Genomic DNA, 15928 nt, shown 5'->3' with positions numbered 1-15928 from the left:
ATTCGCTCCCGGATGTCACACCCGGGGTGCATGATCGAGTTCCGGTGTAGCCGCGCAGGGGGCGGCGAATCGACACCGCAAAGGTGATGTCAAGCACGCGTCAATATGACATCATGAACTCGGGCGCGCGACGCCCGGAAACCAGAACCCTTCCACACGACGACACCACTCCAAGGAGGACGAAGTGTCGCAATACAGCGCCTCTACCGACAACGCCATCGAAACCGAGGGCCTGACCAAGCACTTCGGCGACCTCGTCGCCCTCGACCACGTCGACCTCACGGCCCGCACCGGGACCGTCCTCGGCGTCCTCGGCCCCAACGGCGCCGGCAAGACCACCATGGTCCGCATGCTCGCCACCCTCTCCCAACCCACGTCCGGCACCGCCCGCGTCGGCGGCTACGACATCGTCAAAGACGGCGCCCAGGTGCGCACCTTCATCGGCCTCACCGGCCAGTTCGCCGGCGTCGACGAACTCCTCACCGGCGAGGAGAACCTGCGCTTCATCGGCCGCCTCCTCGGCATGCCCACCCGCGACGCCAAGGCCCGCGCCCGCGAACTGCTCGCCCAGTTCAACCTCTCCGACGCCGCCGAGAAACCCGCCAAGGCCTACTCCGGCGGCATGCGCCGCCGCCTCGACCTCGCCGCCAGCCTCGTCGGACGGCCCCGCATCCTCTTCCTCGACGAACCCACGACCGGGCTCGACCCGCGCGCCCGCGGTGAACTCTGGGGCCTCGTACGCGACCTCGTCGCCGACGGCACCACCGTCCTGCTCACCACCCAGTACCTCGAAGAGGCCGACCAGCTCGCCCACGAGATCGCCGTCATCGACCACGGCAAGGTCATCGCCACCGGCACCCCCACCCAGCTCAAAGCCAAGATCGGCGGCCAGAGCCTCCGCATCCAACCCGAAGAGCACAGCCTCCTCGGCGACGTGCGCGACCTCGTCGCCGCCCGCTTCCCCGAACTCGACCCCGTGGTCGAGGCCGGGGCCATCACCATCGGCGTCAACGACGACGGCATCATGCCCGCCCTCGCCGCCGACCTCCGCGACCGCGGCATCGCCCTCACCGAGTTCCACCTCGGCCTCTCCAGCCTCGACGAGGTCTTCCTGACCCTCACCGGCCGCCGCACCGAAACCGAAGACGCCGATGCCGAAGGCGCTGACGAGACCGAGGAGCCCGCCAAATGACCGCCGCAACCATCGAGGCCCCCGTCGTCCACCGCCCGGGCCTCGGCTCCACGATCAGTCAGGTCCTCTCCATGGCCTGGCGCCAGATGGTCCGCATCAAGCACAACCCGTTCGAACTCGTCGACCTCAGCCTCAGCCCGATCATGTTCCTGCTGCTGTTCGTCTACGTCTTCGGCGGCCAGATGGCCGGATCCACCTCGGACTACCTCCAGTACGTCCTCGGCGGCCTCATCGCCCAGAACGCCATCTTCCTCACCATGTACACGGGCACCGGCATCAACGCCGACCTGCGAAAAGGCGTGTACGACCGCTTCCGGTCCCTGCCCATCGCCCGCTCGGCGCCTCTGGCCGGGAAGATCTTCGCGGACATGTTCAAGCAGGTCTGGTCGATCGTGGTCATGCTCGGCCTGGGGCTCTTGATGGGCTTCGAACTGCGCAGCGTCGCGGGCGCCTTGCTTGCGGCCCTGGTGCTCGTGGTGTTCGCGCTGGCGATCTCGTGGATCTCGGTCCTCATGGGCGTGGTCGCCGACTCGGAGGAGAAGGTTCAGATCTACGCCTTCGTCATCATCATGCCGCTGACCTTCACCTCCAGCGCCTTCGTCGACATCAACACCATGCCCGGCTTCATGCAGGCCTGGGCCAAGGTCAACCCGGTCACCCACCTCGCCGACACCATGAGAGGCCTCCTCTCCTTCGGCCCCATCACCGAACCGCTCATGTGGACCTTCGTCTGGGCGGTCGCGATCTTCGCAGTCACGGCCCCACTCGCCATGCGCGCCTACAAGCGCAAGATGGTCTGACCGCCGGGTCATGGGTTCGGCCTCGCGATCGCGATCACCGGATGCTGCCCTGACAGGCTGAGCTGCCGGGTGCCCGTCAGACGCCAACGCGACGTTTCGAAGTGCCGCAACAGTTCAGGCGGTATCAGGCATACGAGCCGTCCGTCTGGAGCGATGACCCGCCGCCACTCAGCGAGGAGCGCGGGGAACTGCTGCGGCGCGGCGACTTGGCGGCCCCATGCGGGGTTGGTCACGATCCGGTCGATGGATCCGGAAGGCAGTCGCAGGCGGGCGGCATCGGCTTGCGCCAACGCGATCCCGTTGCGGTGTCGCGCATTCCGGGTTGCAGACGCGAGTGCGTTCCGGTCGAGATCCGAACCGGTGTAGGTGGCCGCGGGAGCGAGTTCTCGCGCTTCGATGAGGATCGTTCCCGCACCGCAGCACGGGTCGAGCACGGTCATCCCGGATTCGATGCCGGCGAGCCGCGCCATGGCTGCAGCGACCGGCGGATGCAGCGTGCCCCGGATCGAAGCGGTCTTCCACACCCGGCGATGCAGCGGCGGCCGGCGGCCCCGGTAGCCCAGGAGCAGGCCCTCGGGGGAGAGCACCGCGCGCCATTCGGCGGCACCTTCGGGCGGGCGTACGCCGCCGCGGCGGGAGGCGAACCGGGCCCCGAGGCGTTCGGACAGGAACGCACCGACGACGTCTTCGAGATCATGGCGGTTGTAGGTGCGCCGACCGCCCATGGAGGCCGAGACGGTGAACACCGGCTCGCCGCAATCGAAGTCGGCCTTGACCGGCCCCAGGGCGACGACGGGTCGGAACAGGCGACGAAGCCGTTGGAGGTCGGCTTTGGTGGGACCGGGGTCGGCTGTCTGCAGTACCTGAATGAGCAAGTCGTCGACCGTTCTGGGTCGATCGAGAACATCAGGATCTGCAGCGGTGAGCAGTATCTGGCGCTTCCGGATGGAGACCACGCGATAGCCGAGCTCGGTGAGTTCCTCGGCTGCGAGATGTTCGAGTCCATGAACGGTGCTGGCGAAGAGGTGCTGAGGCTCGGGCGCGAACGCGCCCACCGTCGAAGGACGGTTCGATGACATGACAAGGCTCCGGGTGAACGACCTGGAGCGGCGAACAGCCGCGCCACATCGCCAGCCACGGGGATATCCCTCTGGGCGGCTAGCGGGGCGCTAACCGAGGCGGAAGAAGTTGTATGTCACGGCGTCATGCTAACTGGCCCTGCGGCGACTTTCATCCGCATAAACGCCGTGCCGATCTCACGGCTGTCCGGTTCTTGTGTCCGCGCCGATTCGCCACACTCCCAGCCGCATCGATTCGCCCGGGATGCTTCTCCTCGTAGGCTGGCGCGGCATCAACACAAAGTGGAGAGAGGTCATGCATTGGGGAAGCTGACGGACCAGACCGTGCTCATCACCGGCGCCTCCCGCGGCATCGGCGCGGCCACCGCCCGCCTTCTCGCGGGTGAGGGCGCGCATGTCGTAGTCAACTACCGCGACAAGGCGAAGCGCGCCCACGCCGTCGTGGCCGAGATCGCGGCATCCGGTGGCTCCGCGACTGCGGTACAGGCCGACATCACCCGAGCCTCGGACGTGGACCGCATGTTTGCAGAGGTCGGAGATCTGGCAGTGCTGGTCCTCAACGCGTCCGGCGGCCTCGAACGAGACGTCGACCCCGACTACGCGTACCGACTCAACCGCGACGCGCAAGTCGACCTCGCCACCAAGGCCCTCCCGCTCATGCGCGAGGGCGGCAGGATCGTGTACATCACCAGCCACCCCGCCCACTTCGCCGACACATCAAGCGAATCGCTCGACACCTACGCACCGGTGGCCCGCTCCAAGCGTGCAGGAGAGGACGCCCTGCGTGCCATGATCCCGGCCTTCACCGAGTGCGGCATCGACTTTGTCACCGTCTCGGGAGACATGATCGAGGGAACCATCACCGCCACACTGCTTGAGCGAGCGCAACCGGGCACAATCGAGCAACGGCGAGAGGCTGCCGGTGGGCTCCTCTCAGTTGAAGAGTTCGCCGCCCACGTCGCAGAAGCTGCGGTTGCAGACATCGAAACCGGCCAGGTAATCCTCGCTGGCGGCCCGGGCGCCTGGGCATAGGAGTGGCGGCTACAACAAGGCCTCATGCGATCCCGGCCGGTCTCCGGATGCCCGGTCCGTTCGTTTCGAGGTTCAATCTGTCAGCGACGATGAGGTGGTGGCGGGGCTTTGGTCTGCCTCCGGCCTTCCAGTCAGAGTGGGCCGGGGTTCAACCTCAGTCTGGCAGCGACAACAAGGCCTCATAAGGTCATTGCCTCTCTCCGGCCACCCGGTCCGATCCGGTCCGCGTTCAGTCTGGCAGCGACAACCAGGCCTCAGGCGGTCCTGGCCGGTCTCCGGCTGCTTGGTCTGATCGTCTCGAGGTTCAACCTGGCAGCGACAACGAGGTGGTGGCGGGGCTTTGGTCTGCCTCCGGCTTCCTTGTCGGTTCGGTTCGGGGTTCGGGCGGGCAGTGACTGGAAGTGGTTAGCAGGTGTCGGTTTCCTGCCTTGGGCATGCCGAGGGGCCCGAACCTCAAGGGGAGGTTCGAGCTGCGCTGCGTGGTGTTGCTTTGCGGCGCTTCCCCCAGCAGTCTGCCTGCTGGGGCAGCCTAAGACCGGTATCGGGGAGGGCGGGCTCGGTGCCCTGAACTTCTCTCGGCATCTTGCTTTGGCGGCCCGCATTGCTTTGAATGCCCGGTCTCTGTCGATGGCCTCGGCCATCCCATCCAGGTCGGGCTTCATGGTCTCGGACCATTCCGAGCGGTAGAGCCCGGTCGGGAACACATCCCAGTCCGAGTCTTGGTGTTCCGTGTCCATGTCGTGGTCGGTGCGCCAGTCCGAGCAGCCGCACCCGGATTCACCGGGGGCGCTCAAGGCCGGTTCGTGGCCGTCGTGGTGGGTGATGATGGCCTGGCCGGGGCCGGTCTTCTCTACCGACCAACCCTGGGTGTGGATGCGGCCGTGGTGGAATCGGCAGAGCAGGATCAGGTTCTCGGCGGCCGTCACGCCGCCGTCGGCCCAGTGCTGGATGTGGTGCGCCTCTGTCCAGGCGACCGGGCGGTCGCAGCCGTGCCAAGCGCACCCTTCCGGTTGCTCCAGTTCCAGCTTGCGACGCAGCGAAGCGTTCGGCAGGCGCATAGCCCGGCCGAGCTCGACGGCTTCGCCGGTGGTGTAGTTGAAGACCGAGGGGATGACCCCGGCTTCGCAGGCGAGCAGGCGGGCGCGGGCGACACTGATGGGCTGGCCTTCCAGGAGGGGGAGGCGGCCGGTGTCTTTGCCCTGCAGAGTCTCGATGTCCACGACCAGGTCCAGGGTGGCGGTATGGCCGTGGCGGGTGGCGGCTTGCGGGGAGGACCCGTACCCGGCCAGGAGCTGGTGGAGGGCTTCGGCATTGCGGTTCGCCTGCGCAGGCAGGAGCCCTTCCCCGCCCTCAGTATCAGCCTCAGCCTCGGTGTCTTCTTGGCGGGGCGGTGGGCAGGCGGTCTTCAGGTACTTGTCGAGCAGACGACCGGTCGCCTCTGAGAGGGTGCCTTCGAGGTGCCACATGCCGTTGCCGGTCTCGGTGAGTTCGAGCCGCTGGAGGGACTGCTCACCCAACTCGTCGAAGAGTTCGGTCTCCTCGGCGATCGAGGCCCACAGCTCATCCAGGTGGCGGCGCAGCTCCTTGAACGAAGCATGAGCGCAATACTCAGCCACCATTGCTTCCGGAGTCGCGCACAGGATCTCGGGGTCGAAGGGGGAAGCGACCGGGGCCCTGAAGGGGGTGCGGGCGAAGAGTCTCATGGCGGGGGTCTGGTCGAGCTGGCGGACGGCATAGGCGACCTGGTCGATCCTGGCTGTTCCTGTCGTTGCCGCCTTGGCCAGGATCCGGAACTTCCCTGACAGTCTCGCGATGACCGCGATGGATCCAGCCGTGTTGAACGTGAAGTCGAACTGCGACAGCAACAGATCCCGCAGCGCCGAGAACCCGAACTCCGAACGGTGCAGGCCCTGCTCCTTCATCGCGATGACCGAGGCCAGTACCGAAGCGTGCTGGGTGTTGATCAGCGAGGCGGCCTCATCGAGAGCCGAACGGATCGCCGCAGCCTGAGACCTGCGATCGGCAGAAGCAGAGAGGTTCGAGGCGGAGGAGAGGGCCGGAGTGGTGTGGGTGTTGCATGCGGCCATGGGTCTCGCCTCCTCACCTGTTCTCGAATGATCTGCCTGTTTTCGCTTCCTTGTTCGTACTTCAATGATGACATCCCACCGCGACAGTGTCATCACCCGATAGAGTGAATATTCCATAGAGGACTATCAATGTCCGCCCTACCAGCACCCTCGACCACCTTGGGGCGCAAGGCCAACCAAGAGAAGATCGCTGCCCCGCCACCCTCAGCTCCGCGCTGCCTGTCAGCCGCTGGGCACACCCCACCCGCCCTCAGACCTCTTTGTCGCTGCCCGCCTTAAGTCGGGCCCCACACGGCGCAGAAAGCAGCCGCCAGTCATTGGTCGGCCGACTTCGCGATCTGTTCGAGGTTGGCGCGGTGGGCGGCTCGGGCTTGTTCGTTGATCTGCTGTTCGTGTTCGGGGCGGAGGCCGGTTCGGCCGTCGAGGGACTCTCGGAGGATGTCAGCGTGGCCGGCGTGGCGGGTGGTTTCGCCGAGGACGTGGATCAGGATGGCGAAGAGGTTGGTGTGGGCGTGGGGGTCTGACCACCAGGGGACGCAGCCGGGCGCGTCGATCGGGAGGGCGGTGATCGTCGCGTCGGAGTGCTCCCAGGTGCGGCGGTAGAAGTCGGTGATCTGGTCGCGGGTCTCGTCGGGGGCCGCCCATTGGTCGCTGCCGTCGGAGTCCTGCCAGGGGTGGAGTGGTTCCGGAGAGGGGCGGTCGAAGACCTCGCCGAAGTATCGGGCTTCGACGGTGGCGACGCGCTTGACCAGGCCGAGGAGGTTGGTGCCCGTGGCGGTGAGGGGGCGGCGGACGTCGTATTCGGAGAGGCCGTCGAGCTTCCAGAGGAGCGCTTCGCGGTCGCGGCGGAGTCGGCCGTGGAGGAGGTCTTTGGCGAACTCGTCGATCACGGTTGTTCCTTGTGGAGCAGGAGGTGGCCCGCTTCGAAGCCGCGTTTGCTGTGGGGTGACGCGGATTCGATGAGGCGGGCCTTCTCGCGGAAGCCGGCTTCCTCGAGGAGGCGGGCGATGCGGTTGGTGGAGAGGCGCCAGGCGGGGGCGACGGTGTGGTCGAACTGCCAGCCGATGCGGGAGTCGTTGGTGTGGGCGAAGAACCCGAGGAGGAGGACGCCGCCCGGGACGAGGACGCGGCTGAATTCCGCGAAGACCTCGGGGAGTTGTTCCGGCGGGGTGTGGATGATCGACCAGCGCGCGAGGACGCCGCCCAGGGACGCGTCGGGGAGGTCGAGGGCCGTCATCGTGCCTTCGCTGTAGGGGACCTCGGGGTGCTCGCGGCGGGCGATGGCCAGGAGCTCGGGGGAGAGGTCGATGCCGGCGGCTTCGAGCCCGAGGGTGCGGAGGTGGGCGGTCACATGGCCTGGGCCGCAGCCGATGTCGGCGACCCTGCGGGGTTCGACGGCTTTGACGAGACCGGCGAAGACGTCCAGCATCGCCAGGTCGAAGAGGTTCTCGCCCCAGGTCTCGCGCACGAGGTCGTGGTACTCCTCCGCCCTCGCGTTGTATCCGGATCGGGTGGTGGAAAGGAACTCTGGCTCGCTCACAGGAGCTGAGGTTACTGACAGGGCCGGTCGGCGACCGACCGGCCCCGGGCTCAGTGGGCGACGGTGAATCGGGTGCGGTGGTGGGCGGGATTCTCGAGTTCGTCGACCACGGCCACGGCGAGGTCTTCGACTGAGATTCGCGACGTGCCGTCGGTGACGAGGAGGTCGTCGGTTCCCTTGCGGTACCGGCCGGTCCGCTCGCCGGGTTCGAGGTTCGCGGGCGGGCTGAGGTAGGTCCAGTCGGCGGTCTGCTCGGCGATGCAGCGGTAGTGCTGGGCCGCACTGGCTTCGGCCACCGCGCGCCATTCCTCGGAGATGTAGCGGGCGTCCTCGAGGACCAGCTTGCCGCTGTCGGGGACTTTCAGCGTCGCGGCGCCGCCGACGATGAGGAGGCGTACGGAGGCTTCGGCGACGCCTTTGAGGAGCGCGTCGGTGGCGTCGACCTGTTCGTGTTCGCGGCCTGCGGGGGCGCGGATCGCGCTGACGGCGGCGTCGTGGCCTGCGCTGAGCCCGGCCACTTGGGCCGGGTCCGCGGCGTCGCCGATTTCGACCTTGACGCCTTGGGGGAGTTGATCAGTGGGCCTGCGGACCACTGCGGTCACCTCGTGGCCGCGTTCGAGGGCTTCTGCGGCGGTGCGGTAGCCGACGCTGCCGGCGGCTCCGAAGATGATGAGGCGCATTGGGGTTTCCTCTCAGACGCGGGCGAGCTGCGGAGCGGGCGTGGCAGGGGTCTTGGGCTTGGCGTGGAGCTGGGCGGCGACCGTGGCGGCCAGCGCCACAGCGAAGCCCGCGGTCTGCCAGGGCGTGAAGGTCTGGCCGAGGGCGATCCAGCCGACGGTGGCGGCGGTGAGCGGGGAGAGCAGGCCGAGGAAGCTCAGGGGCACGACGGAGAGGCGTCCGATGCCGCGGAACCAGAGCCAGTAGCCGAGTGCGGTGTTGATGAGGCCGAGGTAGGCGTAGCCGAGGAGGTTGGTGCCGGTGAGGGCGGGGATGGCGCCTTCGGCGGCGAAGGCGAGGGGGATGAGGAGGAGGCCGCCGGCGGTGAGCTGCCACCCGGCGAGGGCGGCCGGTCCGGCTTCCTTGGGCATGCCCCAGCGCTTGGTGAGGGTGACGGCGATGGCCATGGAGACGGCGCCGCCGATGCCGGCGAGGGCGCCGATGAGGTCGAGGCGGGCTTCGGCGGTGAGGACGACCATGGCGACGCCCGCGACGCCGGCGAGGCCGAGGAGCCAGGAGCGGAGGGTGACCTTCTGGTGGAGGATCAGCATGGTCGCTGCGGCGGTGACGAGGGGGCCGACGGCTGCGGCGACGGCGGCGACGCCGCCGGGGAGGCGGTAGGTGGCGATGAAGAGCAGGGCGAAGAACGCGGCGATGTTGAGGGTGCCGATGACGGCGGACTTCCACCACCAGGATCCGGTTGGGAGCCTTCGTGACAGGAGTATGAGGAGGAGTCCGGCGGGGAGTGCGCGGAGCATGGCGGTGAGGAAGGGGCGGTCGGCGGGGAGGAACTCGGTGGTGACTACGTAGGTGGTGCCCCACATGACGGGGGCGAGGGCGGTGAGGAGGAGGTCTTTCGTGCTGCGGTTCATCGGGGGCTCCTTGAAGTAGCTTGACAAGAAGTAGCTTACTCTAAAGATACTTTTAGTCAAGATACTTGGACTTGAGTTAGATCACGGGAGCAGGCCATAATGACCGGCATGACCGAAGACGCCGTTGACAGGATCGTCGCGCAGTGGCACCGCGAGCTGCCCGACCTCGAGCTCGAGTCCATGGCCCTCTACGGGCGCATCCACCGGATCTCGCAGAAGCTCGGCGCGCGCCTCCACGAGCTGCGGGCGCAGCAGGGACTCGGCCGCAACGAGTTCGACGTGCTCGCCTCGATCCGGCGCTCAGGGGAGCCGTTCACGCTCTCGCCCAAGGAGATCGGGGCGACCCTGATGCTCAGTTCCGGCGGACTCACCGGGCGGCTCGACAAACTTGAGGCCGCCGGGTTCGTCGAGCGGCTGCCCGACCCGGCGGACCGGCGCGGCCTGAAGGTGCGCATGACCGAACGCGGCCGCGAGGTCATCGAGGAGGCCGTGCGCACCGGCATCGACCTGCAACTCGAGACGCTGTCAGTGCTCACCGAAGCGGAGCGCGCCCAGCTCGGCGCGCTCCTGCGCAAGCTCCACCTCGGATTCGAGGACCAGCCGTTCGGGGATTAGCGCTGCGTGAGGTCCACGCTGTAGTCGAAGACCTCGTACACGACCGCCGGCGGCGGAGGCGTCGGCGCCGCCGCGGGCGCCTGCGGCTCGGGCGCGGCCGGGGCCAGGGCCTTGCAGCGGTCGAGGGCCGTGCGCATGACCGCCTCGCCGAACGGGTTGTGCGCCAAGGCCTCTTCCTCAGAGAGGAACCCCTGCGCCACCTCGCCGCAGAGCCGCGCGATCTCGGCGAGGTCGCGCGCCTGCGCCCGCGCCCACCAGTAGTCCGCCGGGTCGCCGTGCCCGGGGACCACGATCGCGGGCTTCCAGCTCAGCAGGTACTCGACGGCCTGCGGCCACTCGTACGGGAACGCCCCGTCGTAGGACGGCGGCGCGCCGTTCTCCAGCAGGTCCCCGGCGAACAGGACGCCCGCGTCGGGCACCTCGACGACCATGTCGTTGTCGCTGTGCGCCAAGCCGACCTGGCGCAGCACCACGGTGCGACCGCCCAGGTCGAGCCCGATCGCGCCGCTCACGCGGCAGTTCGGCGGCACGAGCTTCGTGGCGCCGATGCGCCGCGCGTCCTCCTCCCGGCCCTCCCGGCGGTACCGGGCGGCCCAGGCCTTGCGCTGCTCGTCGCCGACGCTCACGTAGTGCGCGCCGTCCCCGACGGCCCAGATCGCGGACTCCCCGAACGCGGACGTCCCGAACCAGTGGTCGAAGTGGTCGTGCGTGTACGCGACCTGCCACGGCAGGTCCGTCTTCTCGCGCACGGCCGTGGCGAGGGCGAACCCGGACTCGGCGCTGATGCCCGTGTCGATCACCAGGCAGCACTCGTCGCCGATGACCAGCCCCACGGACTGGTCCAGTTCCTCCAGGCGCCGCACCCACACGCGGGGGGCCACTTCGATCCACCGATCACTCATGGGCGCAATGGTATGCGGTCCGCGCCCGGACATATCGACGGTGATCACCGCATCTAAGTGGGAGCGAGTCCCGTCGCTTTGCGCGGGGGCCGCCGGGAACCGTGTTACAGGAGGGTTCTACGTTCGATTGGGAATACCGCGAAATCGCCGGACACGGTCCTTGAACGCAGCGGGGTAATAAGGCGTCGATGCGCCTGCGAATCCCGTTTCGTCCCTCCTTCCAGGACACGGTTCGATCACGGAATGACCCGATTTGGCGAGTTTCCACTCGTGTAAATTTCGAGGGTGTGATCCAACCCCCTCACCTGTACGAAGGAGTACTTCCCCCATGCACCTCAGTCGTCGCGGCCTGCTGTACGGATCGGCAGGCGTCGCAGCCGTATCGCTCGCCGCCTGCGGCGCTGGCGAGGAGTCGGACAAGCTCACGGGCTACACGGGCATCGCCATGCCCACCACCACCTCCGACCGGTGGGTGCTGGAGGGCGCCGACCTGGAGAAGCGGCTGCAGGCCCTCGGCTACAAGACGATCCTGGAGAACGGCGAGGACGACATCCCCACCCAGGTCCGCCAGATCCAGTCGATGATCGACAAGGGCGTGGAGTTCCTGATCGTCGCCGCCATCGGCAACACCTCCCTGGGCGAGGTCCTGAGCCATGCCAAGGACAAGGGGGTCACGATCATCTCGTACGACCGCCTCATCCTCGAGACCCCCGACGTCGACTACTACGCCTCGTTCGACAACAACCAGGTCGGCGTGCTGCAGGCCAAGCACATCATCTCCAAGCTCGGCCTCGACCAGAACACCGGCGAGACGTTCAACATCGAGTTGTTCGCCGGGTCCCTGGACGACAACAACTCGCAGTACTTCTTCCAGGGCGGCCTCGACACCCTCGAGCCCTACATCTACAGCGGCGCGGTCGTCATCCCCTCCAACCAGACCGAGCTCGAGCCCACCTCCACGGACAAGTGGAGCCGCGAGGTCGCGCGGGACCGCATGACCGGGCTGCTCGAGGAGTTCTACCAGGACCGCCCGCTGCACGCCGTGCTCTCGCCGTACGACGGCATCAGCCGCGGCATCGTCGAGGCGCTGGTCGCCGCCGACTACGAGCCCGGCTCGGACGACTTCCCGGTCATCACCGGCCAGGACGCCGAGCTGCGGTCGCTCAAGGCGATCAAGGAGGGCACCGGCCAGTCGGAGACGGTCTTCAAGGACACCCGCCTGCTCGCCGAGGTCGCCGTGAAGATGGTGCAGTCGATCGTCGAGGGCTCGACCCCGGACGTGAACGACCTCGGCACGTACGACAACGGGTTCAAGTTCGTCCCGTCCTACCTGCTCGACCCGGTGGACGTGACCGCCGAGAACTACCAGGAGATCGTGGTCGACTCCGGCTACGCCACCGAGGAGGGCATCGACGACGCCCCCGACGACGAGGGCTGACCGTCCCGAAAGCGACGAGTCCTCCACGGCCGGGCGCGAGCCCGGCCGTTTCGCTGCGCCCCGGCTGTTTCAGCCGTTTGCCGCGCCGCCGGTCGTTTCCCTGCGCGGCCAGGCGTTTCACTGCGCCCCTTCGGGTCTCATCGAGTCACTCGCGGCCGCGCCCGTCCCGTTATGCGATCGTTATGCGACCTCTCCTCGCATTGCGGCGTGTCTCTTTTGGTAAGTTGCCGAAGCCGGTCGAGCGCTCACATCCTCGGCCGCGCGGCTTCCAATCCCCCCAATGCAATTGCCATCCTTAGGAGAACCATGAACCGTACCCTCAAGCGGGTGCTGGGACTGAGCGGCAGCGTCGTCCTCGGCCTCGCAGGAGCGGTCACCTTCGCTTCCGCCGCCCAAGCCCACCACTCTGAGTACTGGGGCACCTCGTCCTGCAACGAGGACGGCACCTGGACCGTCACTTGGGAAGCCACCGACGGCGACTGGCAGGGCAAGCCGGCCGACCTGACCGCCAAGGTCAAGTCCTGGGAGGTCGAGGGCGAAGTCTCCGGCGACCTGTTCGCCGAAGGCGCGGCGCTTCCCGCCATCGACGCCGCCGACACCCTCAAGGGCACCCAGATCCTCCCCGCCGACGTCGACACCGCGAGCCTCGAGCTCACGGTCGAGTGGTCGAACGGGGTCATCGAGACCGGTGGCGCGGCCATCGTCTCCCAGCCCGAAGGCGGCTGCTCCGAGGAGCCCCCGGCCGAGCCCGAGCCCGAGTTCTCGATCGACAGCGACGTGGACTGCGCCGGCATCTGGGTCTGGGCCGACAACCTCAACCCCGACGCCCTGGCGGAGTTCACCTTCGTCTCGAGCGACGGCGAAGAGGAGAGCTACACCCCCGAGGTCGAAGAGGGCTTCGGCTGGTACTTCTACGTCGAAGACGCTGACGCGGGCCTCTCGGTCGACGTCCTCGTCGACGGCGAGCTGGTCGACACCTTCGAGTGGTACGACAACGCGCTCTGCTCCTACATCTCGGTCGAGGACACCTGTGACGGCCTGACCTTCACCCTCACCGTCCCCCAGGACGGCGAGGAGACCTACTTCGAGATCTGGACCAGCCTCGGCGAAGACCCCCAGACCTACACCCTCGCCCCGGGCGAGTCCGAGACCGTCGAGGTCTCCGGTGAAGGCCAGGAGGACCTGTGGGTGAACTACTACGTCGAGACGCCGAAGGACGCCATCGGCGGCGACGTCTACTGGCTGCCGTGCGACGAGGAGACCCCCTCGCCGAGCGACACCCCGTCGGCGCAGCCGCAGCTCCCCACCACGGGTAGCTCGATGACGATCATGCTGGGCTCGGCCGCCGCGCTCATCGTGGCCGCAGCCGCGATCTTCCTGATCATGCGCCGCCGCCGCGCCGCGCAGGACTGGTAGCACCGGCTCCCGTTGAGGGACCGCTAACTCGATAACGGGAAGGGCCGCGCGTCTCGCGCGGCCCTTTCTCGTGCGCCTCAAGCGATCCCGGCCAGCCGCAGCAGCGCCGTGGTCGCTGCGGCGGCGATGACGACCACCGCGAGCGAGGCCTTCCGCCAGGCCAGGACCCGCCGACCAGCACCCCGGCCGGCAGCGCCCACCCGGCCCACGCGCCGTCGACCATGATCGCGGAGGTCGCCACCAGCGCCACGAGCACGACCGTGGCGGCCCGGTTCAGGAACGTCTCGGTGCGCTTCGAGATCGCCACGCGGTCGCGCAGCAGCGGCCCGGCGTACCGGATCGCGAACGTGCCGACCGCCAGCGCCAGCACCGTCCAGATGCTCACCGTTCGGCCTCCTCCGGTTCGGTCTCCCCGCTCGGCCAGGCGAACACGAGCCCGGCGAGGGCCAGCAGCACCGGGATCCCGGCGGGCAGGAACGGACTCGCGGCCAGGGCGATCGCCGCGCCCGTCAGCGCCGCGAGCAGCGTGCTCTTCTCCTTGAGGGACGGCAGGACGAGGGCCAGGACGATCGCGGGGAGCGCCGCGTCGAGCCCGAGTGCGGCCGGGTCGGCGATCTGCCGCCCGGCGGCGATGCCGACGACGTTGCCGGCCGCCGATGCGGCGAAGTTCCCCGCGCCGGTCGTCCAGTACGCGATCCTGGCGCGCCGCGGGTCCGCTTCGGCGAGCGCGAACGCGGTCGTCGTGTCGAGCAGGTTGTGCGTGCCGAGCAGCCGGGTCCACCAGCGGTCCCAGTAGAGGTGCCCGACGGCCATCCCGTAGGGGAGGTGGCGGAGGTTGAGGATCAGGCCGGTCGCGAGGACGGCCGCGGGCCCGCCCCCGGCGGCGGCGACGCCGATGGCCGCGAACTGGGCGGTCCCGGCGTACACGAGCATCGACATGGCGAGGGTGATCCACCAGGGGAGCCCCTGCGCGGTGGCGAGCGCGGCGAAGGACGCGCCGGCGACGGCGATGCCGACGCTGTAGGCGGCGGTGTCGCGCAGCAGGTCGCGGCCGATGAGCGCGGTGAGGCCGTTGCGGGCACGCATCGCGCCCGAGTACCCGTCGGGCGGAGGTTGAATCAGGCGATCCCGGCGAGGCGCAGGAGCGCGGTCGTCGCGGCGGCGGCGATGACGACGACGAGGATCGGGGCGCGCCGCCAGGCGAGGAGCCCGCCGACGAGGACGCCGGCGGGGAGCGCCCAGCCCGCGAAGCCGCCATCGGCGAACAGGGCGCCGGTGATGACGAGTGCGGCGAGGACGACGATCGCGCCGCGTTTCATGAGCGTCTCGGTCCGCTCGGAGACGTTGATGCGGCTGCGCATGAGCGGCCCGGCGAGGCGCACGAGGAACACGCCGACGGCGAGGGCGAGCACGGCGGTCATGGTCATGCCGCGTCCTCCTTCGGTTTGCGGCGCGGCCAGGTCGCGAGGAGCCCGGCGAGGGCCAGCAGGACCGGGACGCCGGTGGGCAGGAACGGCGCGGTGGCGGCGGCGATCGCGGCGCCGACGAGCGCGGCCAGGAGCGTGTCGCGGTCCTTCAACGCGGGCATGACGAGTGCGAGCAGCAGCGCGGGGAACGCGGCGTCGAGCCCGAACACGTCCGGGTCGGGGATGAAGCCGCCCGCGAGGACGCCCACGACCGTGCCGACGTTCCACGCGACGAACATGATCGACGAGGTGATCCAGTACGCGGCCTTGGCCCTGCGGCGGTCGTCGCCCGCGGCGAGCGCGAACGCCGTCGACTGGTCGATGAGCATGAACGTGCCGAGGATCCGCGTCCACCACTTGTCCCAGTACAGGTTCCCGACGGCGAGCCCGTACGGGGTGTGGCGCAGGTGGACGAGCACGCCCGCGGCGAGGCCGGCGAGCACGCCGCCGCCGGCGGTGACGACGGCGAGCATCGCGAACTGGGAGGTGGCCGCGAAGGTCAGGAAGGACATGGCGACCGGGATCCACCAGGGCAGCCCGGCCGAGGTGGCCAGGGCGCCGAAGGAGACGCCGACGATGCAGATGCCGATCGACATGGCGAGGGCGTCGCGCCAGATGTCGCGGTCGCGTTCGGGGAGGAAGCGGGGAGGCACGGGGCGAGTATCCCTCGCGTCGAATGCGGTGAACAAACGTTCAAGGGGCGGGGGGGGGGGGGGCCCCCCGGGGGGCCCCCCCGGGCGGGCGAGGCCCCCAAGACGTTGGGGGGGGAGTG

At 68.7% G+C, this 15928-nt stretch carries 16 protein-coding genes and 1 pseudogene; 6 read left to right on the top strand and 11 right to left on the bottom strand.

Translation table 11 applies throughout. From position 1 onward, the window contains the following. Positions 1-184 precede the first annotated feature (184 nt). Both O2L01_RS17515 and O2L01_RS17510 read left to right on the top strand, forming a co-directional pair. Positions 185-1192, top strand: coding sequence for an ATP-binding cassette domain-containing protein (locus O2L01_RS17515; RefSeq protein WP_270123284.1), 1008 nt, complete (start codon positions 185-187; stop codon positions 1190-1192). Then, positions 1189-1992 carry an ABC transporter permease gene (locus O2L01_RS17510; protein WP_270123283.1) on the top strand — a complete coding sequence of 268 codons (804 nt, stop codon included), beginning with the start codon at positions 1189-1191 and terminating at the stop codon, positions 1990-1992. The genes O2L01_RS17515 and O2L01_RS17510 overlap by 4 nt, the downstream gene beginning before the upstream one ends. 8 nt (positions 1993-2000) lie before the next feature. On the opposite strand, the gene O2L01_RS17505 is transcribed toward O2L01_RS17510, so the two are convergent. Further along, positions 2001-3071, bottom strand: coding sequence for a THUMP domain-containing class I SAM-dependent methyltransferase (locus tag O2L01_RS17505; protein ID WP_270123282.1), 1071 nt, complete (start codon positions 3069-3071; stop codon positions 2001-2003). A 300-nt stretch (positions 3072-3371) separates the two neighbouring features. Here O2L01_RS17505 and O2L01_RS17500 point away from each other — a divergent pair, with 300 nt between their 5' ends. Beyond that, the gene (locus O2L01_RS17500) at positions 3372-4103 is read left to right on the top strand and encodes an SDR family oxidoreductase (protein WP_270123281.1); all 732 of its coding nucleotides are present in this window, start codon (positions 3372-3374) and stop codon (positions 4101-4103) included. Between the two features lie 254 nt (positions 4104-4357). Here O2L01_RS17500 and O2L01_RS17495 read toward each other — a convergent pair whose 3' ends face one another. The 5 genes from O2L01_RS17495 to O2L01_RS17475 all read right to left on the bottom strand — a co-directional run bounded on the left by O2L01_RS17495 (position 4358) and on the right by O2L01_RS17475 (position 9319). Beyond that, positions 4358-6190, bottom strand: coding sequence for an HNH endonuclease signature motif containing protein (locus tag O2L01_RS17495; RefSeq protein ID WP_270123280.1), 1833 nt, complete (start codon positions 6188-6190; stop codon positions 4358-4360). 314 nt (positions 6191-6504) lie between these two features. After that, positions 6505-7080: a DinB family protein gene (locus O2L01_RS17490; RefSeq protein WP_270123279.1), complete on the bottom strand. Its 576-nt coding sequence runs from the start codon at positions 7078-7080 to the stop codon at positions 6505-6507. Beyond that, a complete protein-coding gene (locus O2L01_RS17485; RefSeq protein ID WP_270123278.1) occupies positions 7077-7730 on the bottom strand; it encodes a class I SAM-dependent DNA methyltransferase in 654 nt (217 codons plus the stop codon). Before O2L01_RS17485 ends, O2L01_RS17490 begins: the two co-directional genes overlap by 4 nt. Before the next feature lie 50 nt (positions 7731-7780). Continuing rightward, entirely contained in the window at positions 7781-8410 is a 630-nt protein-coding gene (locus tag O2L01_RS17480) for an NAD(P)-dependent oxidoreductase (RefSeq protein ID WP_270123277.1), read from the bottom strand. A 12-nt stretch (positions 8411-8422) separates the two neighbouring features. Next, on the bottom strand, positions 8423-9319 hold the full coding sequence (locus tag O2L01_RS17475) for an EamA family transporter (protein WP_270123276.1): 897 nt from the start codon (positions 9317-9319) through the stop codon (positions 8423-8425). A gap of 108 nt (positions 9320-9427) precedes the next feature. Between O2L01_RS17475 and O2L01_RS17470 the strand changes: the two genes are divergently transcribed. Beyond that, a complete protein-coding gene (locus O2L01_RS17470) occupies positions 9428-9934 on the top strand; it encodes a MarR family winged helix-turn-helix transcriptional regulator (RefSeq protein WP_270123275.1) in 507 nt (168 codons plus the stop codon). Here the strand turns inward: O2L01_RS17470 and O2L01_RS17465 are convergent. Then, a complete protein-coding gene (locus tag O2L01_RS17465) occupies positions 9931-10836 on the bottom strand; it encodes an MBL fold metallo-hydrolase (RefSeq protein ID WP_270123274.1) in 906 nt (301 codons plus the stop codon). The two genes, O2L01_RS17470 and O2L01_RS17465, sit on opposite strands and share 4 nt — an antisense overlap. 328 nt (positions 10837-11164) lie before the next feature. Between O2L01_RS17465 and O2L01_RS17460 the strand changes: the two genes are divergently transcribed. Both O2L01_RS17460 and O2L01_RS17455 read left to right on the top strand, forming a co-directional pair. Next, the gene (locus O2L01_RS17460; protein WP_270123273.1) at positions 11165-12274 is read left to right on the top strand and encodes a substrate-binding domain-containing protein; all 1110 of its coding nucleotides are present in this window, start codon (positions 11165-11167) and stop codon (positions 12272-12274) included. 306 nt (positions 12275-12580) lie between these two features. Next, complete coding sequence (locus O2L01_RS17455) at positions 12581-13690, top strand: LPXTG cell wall anchor domain-containing protein (protein ID WP_270123272.1); 1110 nt, start codon at positions 12581-12583, stop codon at positions 13688-13690. Positions 13691-13767: 77 nt separating this feature from the next. Here O2L01_RS17455 and O2L01_RS17450 read toward each other — a convergent pair. From O2L01_RS17450 to O2L01_RS17435, 4 genes and pseudogenes are all read right to left on the bottom strand, one after another. Beyond that, positions 13768-14075, bottom strand: a pseudogene (locus O2L01_RS17450) (AzlD domain-containing protein). Beyond that, positions 14072-14776 (bottom strand): AzlC family ABC transporter permease, encoded by a 705-nt coding sequence (locus O2L01_RS17445; RefSeq protein ID WP_270123270.1) that lies wholly within the window; start codon positions 14774-14776, stop codon positions 14072-14074. The pseudogene O2L01_RS17450 and the gene O2L01_RS17445 overlap by 4 nt, the downstream one beginning before the upstream one ends. Before the next feature lie 32 nt (positions 14777-14808). Continuing rightward, entirely contained in the window at positions 14809-15117 is a 309-nt protein-coding gene (locus O2L01_RS17440; protein ID WP_270123269.1) for an AzlD domain-containing protein, read from the bottom strand. After that, the gene (locus tag O2L01_RS17435) at positions 15114-15809 is read right to left on the bottom strand and encodes an AzlC family ABC transporter permease (protein WP_270123268.1); all 696 of its coding nucleotides are present in this window, start codon (positions 15807-15809) and stop codon (positions 15114-15116) included. The genes O2L01_RS17440 and O2L01_RS17435 overlap by 4 nt, the downstream gene beginning before the upstream one ends. Positions 15810-15928: the final 119 nt, after the last annotated feature.

The organism is Glycomyces lechevalierae (genome assembly GCF_027622945.1).
In the GTDB taxonomy this organism is placed as follows: Bacteria; Actinomycetota; Actinomycetes; order Mycobacteriales; family Micromonosporaceae; genus Glycomyces; species Glycomyces rutgersensis.
The sequence above is the reverse complement of the archived record's forward strand: the minus strand, read 5'-3'. Positions and strand labels throughout refer to the sequence as shown.